This window comes from Extensimonas soli (assembly GCF_029211265.1).
Lineage (GTDB): Bacteria > Pseudomonadota > Gammaproteobacteria > Burkholderiales > Burkholderiaceae_C > Extensimonas > Extensimonas soli.
In genome coordinates this window covers 57,727-70,931 of record NZ_JARGEL010000016.1, presented here as the reverse complement: position 1 = coordinate 70,931, position 13,205 = coordinate 57,727, and the positions used below count along the sequence as shown (strand labels likewise).

Sequence of the window (13,205 nt, the reverse complement as noted above, 5' to 3'; positions counted from 1 at the left end):
CTGCGCGCGGGAGGTTTCGACGATCGCCGCGGGATAAACTGCGGGCCATGATTTTACCGAGTGCCTCTCCGATCGGCTGGCTGCTGACACTCGCGGCAGCGCTGGCCTACGCCGCTCCGGCGCTTGCCGCGGCGCGCCTGCAGGAGGAGGGCGCGCGGCGCGCCCTGGGCCTGGCCTGGGTGCTGCACGCCGCGGCGCTCGGCTGGGGGCTGTGGGGCGAGGCGCTGCGCTTTGGCTTTGCGCCGGCGCTGTCGATGACGGCCTGGCTTGCGCTCACGGTGTACGCCATTGAACGCCAGCTGTTCCCGCAGCTGCGCGCGCGCTGGGCACTGGCGCTGCTGGCGGCGCTGGCCTTGCTGCTCGCACAGCTGTTTCCGGGCCAACCGCTGCACGCCACGGCCTCCGCCTGGCTGCCGCTGCACCTGGCGCTGGGTATCGCCTGCTATGGCCTGTTTGCGGCCGCGGTGGTGCATGCCTGGCTCATGACGCGCGCCGAGCGCCGCATCCGCCAGGGCCAAGACCCGGACAGCGGCATGCCGCTGCTCACGCTCGAACGCCTGACGTTTCGCTTCGTCGCGGCGGGCTTCGTGTTGCTCACGGCGACGCTGCTCGCGGGCATGCTGTTTGGCGAGCAACTTTACGGGCGCGCCTGGCGCTGGGAGCACAAGACGGTGTTCTCGCTGCTGTCCTGGCTCACCTTTGCCGTGCTGCTGCTCGGGCGCGCGCGCTTTGGCTGGCGCGGGCGCAGCGCCGTGCGCGTGCTGTATGCCGGTGCCGCGCTGCTGCTGCTGGCCTACGTGGGCTCGCGCTTCGTGCTCGAAGTCGTATTGCACCGCAGCGTATGAAGTACCTGCTCGTGCTCATCGTCGTGGCCGTGGGTGCGGCCTGGTGGCGCAGTCAACAGGCGCCCAGCGTGCGCTCCAAGCCCGCACCGCGGCGCGCGACCCCTGAAAACATGGTGGCCTGCGCCCACTGCGGCGTGCACCTGCCGCGCTCCGAAGCCCTGGTGCAGGACGGGAAGTTTTATTGCTCCGTGGCGCACCTGCCGCGCCCTGCGCCTGTGCCGCCGCGCTGACCATGTCCCGGCGCGCCCGTTTGCCCAACGACGACACGCCTTTCGTGCGGCTGTGGCGCGGTTTTCTCACGGGCCGGGCCATGGTGGCACTGGCCTTGCTGGTACTGCAGGGCCTGGGACTGGCGCTGAACCACACCCCGGAGCCTGCCGCGCTGGCCATCTGCCTGGCCTACCTCTGTGCCGCCTTGGCGCTACGACTTTGGAAGCACCATGTGCCGCCATCGCCTGTCCTGGGCCCGCAATGGCTTGGAACCATAGGAATGGACCTGGGCGTCGTGTGTGCCCTGCAATGGCTGCAGGCGGGCGGCATGAACTACACGCCCTTGTTCGGCCTGCCCATTTTGCTCGCCGCCGTGCATGGCACGCTGCTGATGGCCCTGGGAACCACGGCCGTCGTCAGCCTGCTGCTGCTCGCCTGGGCCTGGTGGCTCAATGCCCACGGCATCGGGGACGCGGCGCAAAACTACCTGCAAGGCGCGCTCGCCGGCATGGGCTATGTCATCGTCGCCTACCTCGCGCACGAGCTGGCCGCGCGCCTGGTGCGCGAGCAGCAACATGCCCAGCAAAGCCTGATGACGGCGCAGCTGCAGTCCGAGGTGAGCGCACTCGTCATCCAGAACCTCGACGACGGCGTGCTGGTGCTCGATGAACATGCCCACGTGCACATGGCCAACCCGGCCGCCTTGTTGTTGCTCGGGGGCAGGCACCTGCCCGCCGCGCACTTTTCCTTGCGCGCCGGTACCCGCAGCGCCGCATGGCAGCCGCTGGTGGCGCTGGCGCAGCGCAGCTTCGTGCAAGGCCACGCGCAGGCCGCCGACGTCTATGTGCAGCACGCCGACGAAAGCCCCGTGGCGCTGCACGTGCGCACCTGGCTGACCCCGTCGCGCACAGCCCCCGCCGCGCCCCCCCAGCCCGCTTTGACGGCGCGCGCCGACGAGCGCCTGTGTGTGATGTTTTTGCACGACCTGCGCGCCATGCAGGCGCGGCTGCGCACCGAAAAGCTCGCCGCGATGGGGCGCATGTCGGCAGCCGTGGCGCACGAAATCCGCAACCCGCTCGCGGCCATCACGCAGGCCAACGCGCTGCTCGAAGAAGACTTGCACGATCCGGCGCAACGGCGCCTTGCGCAGATGGTGCGCGAGAACGCCGAACGCCTCGCGCGCATCGTCGACGACGTGCTCGACATCGCGCGGGTGCAGCAGCAGGCGCAACTCGCGCCCGACGCTACGCTCGCACTCGACGACAGCGTGGCGCGCATCTGCGGCGAGTGGCAGGCACAGGAGCCGGCGCTGCGCCAACTGAACGTGGCCCTGCATGCGGAAAACGCACAGGTCGCGTTCGACACCGAGCACCTGCGCCGCGTGCTCTACAACCTGCTCGACAACGCGCTGCGCCACAAAAGTCCGGAGCCTGACGGGCTACAAGTAAGCACGCGCACCACACCCGGCGGCCAGGCCAGCCTGCAGGTTTGGAGCGACGGCGCGCCGCTCGACCAATCGGTCGAGCGCCACTTGTTCGAGCCTTTTTTCTCGTCGCAAAGCCGCTCCAGCGGCCTGGGCCTTTATATTTGCCGCGAGCTGTGCCAGCGCCACGGCGCGAGCATCGGCTACCAGCGCCTGTCCCGGCCCACCCGCCGCGGCGATGTCGAAGGCAACGCCTTCACGGTGCTTTTCCGCCCCACGGCCCTGCCCGCGGCCCCGGCCTCGCTGTTCGACACCCTCGTGGTTTGACCCATTCCGTATGACCAGCCCCGCCTCCATCCTCGTCGTCGATGACGAACCCGACCTGCGCACCCTGTACGAGCTGACCTTGCTGCGCGAAGGCTACCGCGTGCAAACCGCCGCCACCCTGCAGGAAGCGCGCACGCAGCTGCAAAGCCAGCGATTTGACGCCGTCATCACCGACATGCGCCTGCCCGACGGCTTTGGCATGGAGCTGCTGCAGGAAGTGCGCGCGCAGCAAAGGCGCGAGCGCTGCGTGGTCATGACCGCTTACGGATCGGCCGAAAACGCCGTCGAAGCCCTGCGCGCGGGCGCGTTCGACTACCTCACCAAACCCGTCGATCTCAAGCAATTCCGTGCTGTCGTGGCCTCGGCAGTGCAAGGCATGGGCGGCGTGCCCGCCCCACGCGCCGCGCGCAGCACATCCGAACTGCACGCCGACAAGGGGACGGCAGACGCCAACGCCACGGCCGCCCTGGCGCGGCTCGTCGGCGATTCGCCCGCGATGACCCAGGTCAAGCAACGCATCGCCAAAGTCGCCAAAAGCATGGCGCCGGTGCTGATCCTCGGCGAATCGGGCACCGGCAAGGAACTGGTGGCGCAGGCGCTGCACGCGTGCAGCCAGCGCGCCGACGGCCCCATCATTGCCGTCAATTGCGGCGCGATCCCTGAGCACCTGCTCGAAGCGGAGTTTTTCGGCGCGCGCAAGGGCTCCTACACCGGCGCCACGGCAGACCGTGAGGGCTACTTCCAGGCCGCGCGCGGCGGCACGCTGTTCCTCGACGAAATCGGCGACCTGCCGCTGGCCATGCAGTCCAAGCTGCTGCGCGCCATCCAGGAGCGCAGTGTGCGCCCGCTCGGCGCTACGCAGGAAGAGAGTGTGGACGTGCGCATCGTGAGCGCCACGCACCGCGACCTCGCGGCCGACGTGCATGCCGGGCGCTTCCGGCAGGACTTGTATTACCGCCTGAACGTGATCGAAGTCCTGGTGCCGCCCTTGCGCGCGCGGCGCGAAGACCTGCCCGCGCTGTGCGCGGCACTGCTCGGGCGCATCGCGCAGGAGAGCGGCGTGCCCGCCCCGCGCCTGACCGAAAAGGCGCTCGCCGCACTGGCGCAGCACCCGCTCACGGGCAACGTGCGCGAGCTCGAAAACCTGCTGCACCGCGCGCTCGCGCTCAGCGACGGCGCCGAACTCGAACTCGAGGCGGCGCTCGGTTCATCCCTTGCTACACCTGCCACAACAGCGCCCGGCGGCGCGGCACAAGCGGCTGGGGAGGCGGCAGGGGCAGGAGAGGCGACAGAAGTGGCATCGCCGAGCGCCGCGCTGCAAGAGCTGCCCAAAGACCTGCAGGCCTGGCTCGACCGGCAGGAGCGCGACATCCTGGTACGCGCCCTGCACGCATGCGGCTTCAACCGCACCGCAGCCGCCGCGCGCCTGGGTATCAGTCTGCGCCAGATGCGCTACCGCATCGACCGTCTGCAGATCGCGCTGCCTGGCGAGTCCGACATGCCCCAGGACGCACGGGATGAGCAAGGCTGAGACGGCCACGCCGTGGCGGGACGGCGGCCGGCATGTGGGCGCCCTCTGGCTCGCGTCGCCGCATTTCGGCCCTCGGCCAGCCGGAGCCGAGGTCAGGCTGATCGTGCTGCACTCGATCAGCCTGCCACCGGGCGAATACGGCACGCAGGCCGTGCAGCAGCTCTTCACCGGCACGCTTGACTGGGACGCACACCCCTACTTCCAGAGCATCCGCGGCCTCGAAGTGTCGGCGCATTTTTTCATAGCGCGCACAGGGCGCCTGTGGCAGTTCGTCGATTGTGACCAGCGCGCCTGGCACGCGGGCGCCTCTAGCTATCAAGGCAGGAGCAACTGCAACGACTACTCGGTGGGCATAGAGCTCGAAGGGCTCGAAGGTGGGCCGTTCGAGCCGGCGCAGTACGAGGTCCTGGCCGGGCTGTGCCGCGACCTCGCCGGGCGTTATCCCATCACCGACGTGGCCGGTCACGAGCATGTCGCGCCCGGGCGCAAGCACGACCCCGGTGCCGGCTTCGACTGGGGGCGGCTGCAGGCAGCGCTCGCCTGGCCTGCGGAGTGTTTCCCCCGCGCTGTGCAGGCGGCCCTCCAGCGCTGAGGCGTAGCAGCCTGTCGGCGTACCGCGTTCGACGCACGCCAAAAGCAATGCGGCTTATAAACGCTACCTGTAGTGTTTTTTATGACAATGAAGCACTAAATCTAGTGCTATAGTCTCCAATCAAAGCACTCGCCACAGCGCCCTGCGCGCCCCTGGGTTTGCGCCATGCCCCCCGCTTTCACGACCGTTCCCCAAAGGACGAGAGGACTTCCGATGCAAGCTGCCATGCCATCTCCCGAGCCCCTTGGCTTTCCTGCTCCGCAAGGGCAAGCCGCCGCTGCGACGCCTGCAGGCGCCAGCGCCTTTGCGCACTACCAGATCATCCGCCGCAACGGCGCGGTCGTGCCGTTCGAGCCGCAAAAAATCGCCATCGCGATGATGAAAGCCTTTCTCGCGGTGCACGGCACGCAGGGCGCGGCCTCGGCCAGCGTGCGCGAAGTGGTCGATGGCCTGACGCAGGCCGTCACGCGCGCCCTGCTGCGCTCGCGCCCCGGCGGCGGCACCTTCCACATCGAAGACGTGCAGGACCAGGTCGAACTCGGCCTGATGCGCGGCGGCCATCACGAGGTGGCGCGCGCCTACGTGCTCTACCGCGAGCGCCGTGCGCAGGAGCGCGCCCAGCAGGCCGCGCAGCAGGCACCTGCGGCGCCGCAGTTGCACGTGCTCGACGGCGGCGCGCGCGTGGCGCTAGACCTGCAGCGGCTCGAGTCGCTCATCGCCACGGCGTGCCAGGGCCTGGGCGCGGACGTGCAGGCGCAGCCCATCGTCGCCGAAACCATGCGCAACCTGTACGACGGTGTGCCCATGGACGAGGTCTACAAAGCCGCCATCCTTGCAGCGCGCACGCTGATCGAAAAAGACCCTGGCTACACCTACGCCACCGCGCGCCTGCTGCTGCACACCATCGTGCGCGAGGTCCTGGGGCGCGATGTCGCACCCGGCGAAATGGCGCAAAGCTACGTCGATGACTTCCCGCAGTTCATCCGCAAAGGCGTGGACAACGAGCTGCTCGACGAGCGCCTGCTGCAATTCGACCTGCCGCGCCTTGCGGCCGCGCTGCGCCCCGAGCGCGACCTGAAGTTCGACTACCTGGGCTTGCAAACCCTGTACGACCGCTACTTTCTGCACGTGCGCAAGACGCGTATCGAGCTGCCGCAGGCCTTTTTCATGCGCGTGGCCATGGGGCTGGCGCTCAACGAGGTGGAGCGCGAAGCGCGCGCGATCGAGTTCTACGAGGTGCTGTCCAGCTTCGACTTCATGAGCAGCACGCCCACGCTGTTCAACAGCGGCACGCTGCGCTCGCAGCTCTCGAGCTGCTACCTGACCACGGTGCCCGATGACCTCGACGGCATCTACGAAGCGATCAAGGAAAACGCCCTGCTGTCCAAATTTGCCGGCGGCCTGGGCAACGACTGGACGCGCGTGCGCGCGCTCGGCAGTCACATCAAGGGCACGAACGGCGAGTCGCAAGGCGTGGTGCCTTTCCTCAAGGTGGTCAACGACACGGCCGTGGCCGTGAACCAGGGCGGCAAGCGCAAGGGCGCCGTCTGCTGCTACCTCGAAACCTGGCACCTGGACATCGAGGAGTTTCTGGAGCTGCGCAAGAACACCGGCGACGACCGCCGCCGCACGCACGACATGAACACGGCCAACTGGATTCCCGACCTGTTCATGAAGCGCGTGCTGGAAAAGGGGCCATGGACGCTGTTCTCGCCGTCCGACGTGCCTGACCTGCACGACAAATTCGGCGCTGACTTCGAGGCCGCCTACGTGGCCTACGAAGAGAAGGCTGCGCGCGGTGAGATCAAACCCAGCAAGACCGTGCAGGCGGTCGATCTGTGGCGCAAGATGCTCAGCATGCTGTTCGAGACGGGCCACCCCTGGATCACCTTCAAGGATGCCTGCAACGTGCGCTCGCCCCAGCAGCATGTGGGCGTGGTGCATTCGTCCAACCTGTGCACCGAAATCACGCTCAACACCAGCGACAGCGAAACCGCGGTGTGCAACCTCGGCTCGGTCAACCTGCTGCAGCACCTCAAGGACGGCCCGGCGGACGCGAGCGGCCAGCCCACCAAGGTGCTGGACCACGACAAGCTGCGCAAAACCGTGTCCGTGGCCATGCGCATGCTCGACAACGTGATCGACATCAACTACTACGCCGTGCGCAAAGCGCGCGACTCCAACCTGCGCCACCGCCCCGTGGGGCTGGGCGTGATGGGCTTTCAGGACGCGCTGTACGAGCTGCGCATCCCCTACGCCTCGCAAGAGGCGGTGGAATTCGCCGATGCCTCCATGGAAGCGCTGTGCTATTACGCTTACTGGGCTTCGAGCGATCTCGCGCGCGAGCGCGGCAGGTATTCGAGCTACCAGGGCTCGCTCTGGGAGCGCGGCATCCTGCCTTTCGACACGCTGGACATGCTGGCGCAAGCGCGCGGCGGGCATCTCGAAGTCGATCGCAGCGCGCGCCTGGACTGGGACGCCCTGCGCCGCAAGATCGCGCAGGACGGCATGCGCAATTCCAACTGCGTGGCCATCGCCCCCACAGCCACCATCAGCAACATCATTGGCGTCGATGCCTCGATCGAGCCGTCGTTCGGCAACCTGTCGGTCAAGAGCAACCTCTCGGGCGAATTCACCGTCATCAACGGCTACCTCGTGCACGACCTCAAGCGCCTGGGCCTGTGGGACGACGTGATGGTGCTGGACCTCAAGCACTTCAAGGGCTCACTGCACCCTATAGACCGCGTGCCGCCCGATCTGAAGGCGCTGTATTCCACTGCCTTCGAGATCGAGCCGCGCTGGCTCGTCGAAGCCGCCGCGCGCCGCCAGAAGTGGATCGACCAGGCGCAAAGCCTCAACATCTACATGGCCGGCGCTTCGGGCAAGAAGCTCGACGAGACCTACAAGCTCGCCTGGCTGCGCGGCCTCAAGACGACGTACTACCTGCGCACGCAAAGCGCCACGCACGTCGAGATGAGTACCGTGAACCGCCAGCAGCTCAATGCCGTGGGCACAGGGCAAGGCGGTGCGCCGGCGGCTTTCGCTGCCGCGTCCGGCACAGCCAGCGTGCTCGATGCCGCAGCAGCACTGCCCGCCACCGACGTCAAGTTCTGCGCCATCGACGATCCGACCTGCGAAGCCTGCCAGTAAGCCCTTGCTCGGCACGCGCCCAAAACGCCGACGCATGCAAAAAAACCTTGCCAGAGCGCGCTGGAGTGCTTTTCATTTTGCAGCACTGCTTTCATAATCCTCGCACGGAAAAAACCATGCTGAATTGGGACGAAGAAATCACCCCCGCCGCATCTGTCGCACCGGGCATGGCACTGCCTCCCGGCGGCGCCATGCTCGGCACACAGCCGTTTCTTGCACCCCGCGCCGCCGAAAATGCAGCGCCCGCATTCGCCGCACCCAAGCCCCAGGCGCCGGCGCAGAAAATGTCCGAGCGCCGCGTCAACGCCGCCGACAAGCGCATCATCAACGGCCAGACCGACGTCAACCAGCTCGTGCCCTTCAAATACAAATGGGCCTGGGAAAAATACCTCGCGACCTGCGCCAACCACTGGATGCCGCAAGAGGTCAACATGACGCGCGACATCGCGCTCTGGAAAGACCCGAACGGGCTGACAGAGGAAGAGCGCCGCATCGTCAAGCGCAACCTGGGCTTCTTCGTCACCGCCGACAGCCTGGCCGCCAACAACATCGTGCTCGGCACTTACCGCCACATCACGGCGCCCGAATGCCGCCAATTCCTGCTGCGCCAGGCCTTCGAAGAAGCGATCCACACGCACGCCTACCAGTACATCGTCGAGTCGCTGGGGCTCGACGAGGGCGAAATCTTCAACGCCTACCATGAAGTTCCCGCGATCCGCGCCAAGGACGAATTCCTGATTCCGTTCATCGACGCGATCATGGACCCGCACTTTCATACCGGCACGCCCGAGGCCGACCAGACCCTGCTCAAGAGCCTGATCGTCTTCGCCTGCCTGATGGAAGGGCTGTTCTTTTACGTCGGCTTCACGCAGATCCTGGCGCTGGGCCGGCAAAACAAGATGACCGGCGCAGCCGAGCAGTACCAATACATCCTGCGCGACGAGTCCATGCACTGCAACTTCGGCATCGACCTGATCAACCAGCTCAAGCTCGAGAACCCGCAGCTCTGGACGCCAGCGTTCAAAGCCGAGGTCAAGGAGCTCTTTCTCACAGCGGTCGAACTCGAATACCGCTACGCCGAAGACACCATGCCGCGTGGCGTGCTGGGCTTGAACGCCTCCATGTTCAAGGGCTATCTGCGCTACATCGCCAACCGCCGCGCCACGCAGATCGGCCTCGAGGCCCTTTTCCCCCACGAAGAAAACCCCTTCCCCTGGATGAGCGAGATGATCGACCTCAAGAAGGAGCGCAATTTCTTCGAAACGCGGGTCATCGAATACCAGTCTGGAGGCGCACTCTCCTGGGATTGATCCTGCCGGGGTGCTCACAGAGCCATGACTATCGCGCCTGCCGCCAATCCGCTGCTTTCCCTGGTGGGGCGTTTTTCGTGTTCATGCGGGAGGGATAGGTGTCCACCCCTAAGAACCTGTTCAGAGAACTGCTGCCCACCCACCGTGTGGATGCAGCGCGCTCAACACATCGATCCAAGGAGAACGTGATGGCAACTGCAAAAAAACCGGCCGCATCCCAGGCCATGAAGACCGAAGCACCCCCGAAGAAGGCCGCTGCTCCGGCGAAGAAGGCCGCCGCACCTGCGAAGAAGGCCGCCGCACCTGCGAAGAAGGCCGCCGCACCTGCGAAGAAGGCCGCCGCACCTGCGAAGAAGGCCGCCGCACCTGCGAAGAAGGCCGCCGCACCTGCGAAGAAGGCCGCCGCACCTGCGAAGAAGGCCGCCGCACCTGCGAAGAAGGCCGCCGCACCTGCGGAGAAGGCTTCTACTCCTGCGAAGAAGGCCGCCAAGGCCTCTGCCCCCGCCCAGACCACACTGAATCCCCAGGCAGCCTGGCCTTTCCCAACAGGCACCAAGCCTTGACGGCGCCGGGCTTGGGTCAGCCTGGCGTGAAGTCCAGCGTGTAGTTCTGCGGCCCGCGGTGGGCAATCTTGAAGGCGCCGATCCGGTTGCCCAGCGCTGCGCAGCGTTCGAGCGGCCAGCCGCGTTCGAGCCCATACAGCAGCGCACCGCGCCAGGCGTCTCCGCAGCCCGTGGGATCGACGACCTGCGCGGGCGTGACGGCGGGCACATGCGCCTTGGCCCCATCCACCCAGACCTCGCAGCCTTGCGCGCCCAGCGTCACGATCAGGCCGCGTACTTTGCGCGAAATCTCGGCCAGTGACCAGCCCGTGCGCTCGCACAGCATCTTGCCCTCGTAGTCGTTCACCGCGACCCAGCTCGCCTGCTCGACAAAGCGCGCGAGTTCAGGCCCGTCGAACATCGGCAGCCCCTGCCCCGGATCGAACACGAACGGAACGTCCGCCGCGGCGAGCTGCTCGGCATGCTCGAGCATGGCCTCGCGGCCGTCGGGCGCGATGATGGCCAGCGCGATGTCCGGGTGCGGCGCGATGCGCAGGGTGTGCGCCTGCAGCATCGCACCGGGGTGGAACGCGGTGATCTGGTTGTTGTCGCGGTCGGTCATGATCATGGCCTGCGCGGTGTAGGTGTCCTGGGCCATGCCGACATGGGCTGTGGGAATGCCCAGCGCCTGCAAACGCTGCAAATACCCACCGCCGTCGCTGCCCAGCATGGCCATGGGCCAGGGCGTGCCGCCCAGCAGGCGCAGGCTGTAGGCGATGTTGCCCGCGCAGCCGCCGAAGTCGCGCCGCAGGGTGGGCACGAGAAAGGACACGTTGAGGATGTGCAACTGGTCGGGCAATATCTGCTCGGCAAAGCGCCCTTCAAAGGTCATGATGGTGTCGAACGCGAGAGAACCGCAAATCAGGGCTGCCATAGAGGGTGTGAGGGTGGAGTCAGAAAAAATTCAAGGATAAAACGCCAGCAGGCGGTAGCCGGCCACGCGCGCACCGCCCGTGGTCACGACCACCGTCAGCGCCGCGCCCCAGCCACCGCGGGGCGGGAGTTCCGCCGGCGCCCCGATGTCCTTGGGCAGCAGCACGCGGCGCACCGCGGGCTGATCCTGCGCGTCGGTCAGGGTCAGCTCCAGCGCCGGCATCGCCAGGGCATGGGGAGCGCGATTTTGCAGGCTGAACGTGAGCTGGTAGCTGTCGCCCCGGCCTTTTTGGAACGAAGAGCTGTCTATCACCACGTCCGCGATGCGGCGCAGCGGCGCCACGCTGCAGCCCACAGGCGCGCAGACCTGCTGCAGCCATGGCCGTGCTGCCGGGGCTGCCGCGGCGATGGCGTCACGCTCCTGCACCGCGACCTGCAAGGCCAGCGCCGCCAGCAAAAGCACAGAAAGCGCCGCCAGTCCTGCGCGCACCCACGGCCGGCGCCAGAAGGCGCGGCGCCGCGCGGCGCGCACGAAACCGGGTTCCTGCACATCGAGTTCTGCGTCTTCAGGAAGCGCCTCGTCGCCCAAGGCGTGGCCGGGTGGCACTTCATTCGCCTGCACCAGCATTTCGCAGACTGACGCATCGACAAATCCGACCTCTTCGGGCGGCATCAATGCAGCTGGCTCGTGCGCTGCTTGCGCATCCGCCGCGTGCTCAAAGGGCTCTGCGCCCTCATGCTCCTGCCCATGGGCAGGCACAGGCGGCGTTCCGTGTTCCTCTAACGCCGCATCACCCACCTGTGCGTCTTCATCCTCCTCCGGCCAGCCCGAGTCGCGCAGCTCGGCAAACGGTAGCTCGTAACCCTCCAGCTCCTGCTTTTGGGTCTCTTGGGGCGGCACGGCGGGGCTTGCGCCCTCTGGCGGCCCTGTATCCGGCAATGCAGCAGGGGATGCCGGCGCGTGCGTCAGGAACGCTGGCAAGGCGCAAGTGCCCGCCTGCAGACTGGAGGATGCGTCGTCTTCGGAAGATGGGTACTGCGCTGCAGCAGCGGTTGTCGCCGGTGACTCTGAATCCAGAAGCCCTGCGCCTGCGGGCCGCTGCTGCGCATCTGCTGCAGGCACCGCATCGGGCCAGCGCACCCGCGCGCTGGCAGGTACGAGCTGCGCCGAGGCGTCGAAAATCTCGTGGCACTGCCCGCAACGCACCCAACCGTCGGAGATGCGCAGCTGGTCGGCAACGACCCTGAAACGGGTTCCGCAAGAAGGGCAGCGTGTGATCTGGCTCATCAGCGACCCATTGTAGGGTTCCCTCTGAAAGCACCGCCCGCCATGCCGCTCCTGTGCGGACTCAGCGCGAGCCGGTCATCAGAATCCAGCCGTCTTCGGTGTCGGCCACTTCAAGGCGTATCCACGGGGCATAGGCCTCTTGCAGCTCCTGCGCCTGGCGTTCGAGGATGCCAGCGAGCACGAGCCAGCCGCCCGGCGCGACATGGGCGCACAGCAGGGGCGCGAGCACCTTGAGTGGGCTCGCGAGAATGTTGGCAAACACGGTCTGGTACAGGCCCTGCGCAAGCTCCGGCAGGCCTGCGCGCAGCTGCACGCCCGGGGCCTGCACACCGTTGGCGCGCGCGTTTTCCAGCGTGGCTTGCACGGCAGCGGGGTCGATATCGACGGCGTCGATCTCGGTCGCCCCGAACAGGGCCGCGCCCAGCGCCAGGATGCCCGAGCCACAGCCGTAGTCGAGCACGCGCCCGAACGCATTCACGGCCTGCGGTGCGCCGGCCGCAGCGGCCTGTTGCGCTGTGCGTGCCATCCAGCGCAGGCACATGCGCGTGGTGGGGTGCGTGCCCGTGCCGAAGGCCAGCCCCGGATCGAGCCGCAGGCTGCGCCGCGCCTGCGGCGGCAAGTCGTGCCAGCTGGGCACGATCCAGAAGTCGGGCGTGATCTCCACAGGCGCAAACTGTGCCTGCGTCAGCCGCACCCAGTCCTGCTCGGGCACCGCAGCCAGGCCGAGCACCGCACAGCCGGCAAAAAAGTCCTGCACCGCGAGCAGCTGCTGCGCCTGGCGCGCCGCTTCTTCGGTGGCAAACAGCGCCAGCACGCGGCTGCGCTGCCAGCCTTCGCGCGGCGGCGGCATGCCGGGCTCGCCGAACAGCGCCTGCTCGGCCTCGGTCTGCGCGTCGGCATCTTCGACCGACACGCTCAGGGCGTCGAGCGCTTCGAGCGCATCGCTCACGGCTTCGACACTGCCCTCGGGGCACAACAGGCGCAATTCAAACATGGCGGGCGGTAGGGGAAAAATGGCCGAAAGTTGGGCGCGGGGGCGCAAAGCAAGCGAAAG

The 13,205-nt window shown here is 67.2% G+C and carries 11 protein-coding genes; 8 read left to right on the top strand and 3 right to left on the bottom strand.

Annotation, left to right across the window (positions count from 1 at the left end; genetic code table 11):
• The first annotated feature begins 47 nt into the window (after positions 1–47).
• The 8 genes from PYV55_RS07435 to PYV55_RS07400 all read left to right on the top strand — a co-directional run bounded on the left by PYV55_RS07435 (position 48) and on the right by PYV55_RS07400 (position 9,951).
• On the top strand, positions 48–845 hold the full coding sequence (locus tag PYV55_RS07435; RefSeq protein WP_275850052.1) for a cytochrome C assembly family protein: 798 nt from the start codon (positions 48–50) through the stop codon (positions 843–845).
• Positions 842–1,075 (top strand): PP0621 family protein, encoded by a 234-nt coding sequence (locus PYV55_RS07430; protein ID WP_275850051.1) that lies wholly within the window; start codon positions 842–844, stop codon positions 1,073–1,075. Before PYV55_RS07435 ends, PYV55_RS07430 begins: the two co-directional genes overlap by 4 nt.
• Positions 1,076–1,077: 2 nt before the next feature.
• The gene (locus PYV55_RS07425; RefSeq protein ID WP_275850050.1) at positions 1,078–2,805 is read left to right on the top strand and encodes a sensor histidine kinase; all 1,728 of its coding nucleotides are present in this window, start codon (positions 1,078–1,080) and stop codon (positions 2,803–2,805) included.
• 10 nt (positions 2,806–2,815) lie between these two features.
• Positions 2,816–4,336: a sigma-54-dependent transcriptional regulator gene (locus PYV55_RS07420; protein ID WP_275850049.1), complete on the top strand. Its 1,521-nt coding sequence runs from the start codon at positions 2,816–2,818 to the stop codon at positions 4,334–4,336.
• Positions 4,323–4,928: a 1,6-anhydro-N-acetylmuramyl-L-alanine amidase AmpD gene (gene ampD, locus PYV55_RS07415; RefSeq protein ID WP_275850048.1), complete on the top strand. Its 606-nt coding sequence runs from the start codon at positions 4,323–4,325 to the stop codon at positions 4,926–4,928. The genes PYV55_RS07420 and ampD overlap by 14 nt, the downstream gene beginning before the upstream one ends.
• 213 nt (positions 4,929–5,141) lie before the next feature.
• Complete coding sequence (locus PYV55_RS07410; RefSeq protein WP_275850047.1) at positions 5,142–8,078, top strand: ribonucleoside-diphosphate reductase subunit alpha; 2,937 nt, start codon at positions 5,142–5,144, stop codon at positions 8,076–8,078.
• Between the two features lie 116 nt (positions 8,079–8,194).
• Positions 8,195–9,388 carry a ribonucleotide-diphosphate reductase subunit beta gene (locus PYV55_RS07405; RefSeq protein WP_275850046.1) on the top strand — a complete coding sequence of 398 codons (1,194 nt, stop codon included), beginning with the start codon at positions 8,195–8,197 and terminating at the stop codon, positions 9,386–9,388.
• A gap of 188 nt (positions 9,389–9,576) precedes the next feature.
• Positions 9,577–9,951: a histone gene (locus PYV55_RS07400; RefSeq protein ID WP_275850045.1), complete on the top strand. Its 375-nt coding sequence runs from the start codon at positions 9,577–9,579 to the stop codon at positions 9,949–9,951.
• A gap of 16 nt (positions 9,952–9,967) precedes the next feature.
• On the opposite strand, the gene PYV55_RS07395 is transcribed toward PYV55_RS07400, so the two are convergent.
• From PYV55_RS07395 to prmA, 3 genes are all read right to left on the bottom strand, one after another.
• A complete protein-coding gene (locus tag PYV55_RS07395; RefSeq protein WP_275850044.1) occupies positions 9,968–10,864 on the bottom strand; it encodes a carbohydrate kinase family protein in 897 nt (298 codons plus the stop codon).
• A gap of 30 nt (positions 10,865–10,894) precedes the next feature.
• Positions 10,895–12,151, bottom strand: coding sequence for a DUF3426 domain-containing protein (locus PYV55_RS07390; RefSeq protein WP_275850043.1), 1,257 nt, complete (start codon positions 12,149–12,151; stop codon positions 10,895–10,897).
• Positions 12,152–12,212: 61 nt separating this feature from the next.
• On the bottom strand, positions 12,213–13,145 hold the full coding sequence (prmA, locus tag PYV55_RS07385) for a 50S ribosomal protein L11 methyltransferase (protein WP_275850042.1): 933 nt from the start codon (positions 13,143–13,145) through the stop codon (positions 12,213–12,215).
• Positions 13,146–13,205: the final 60 nt, after the last annotated feature.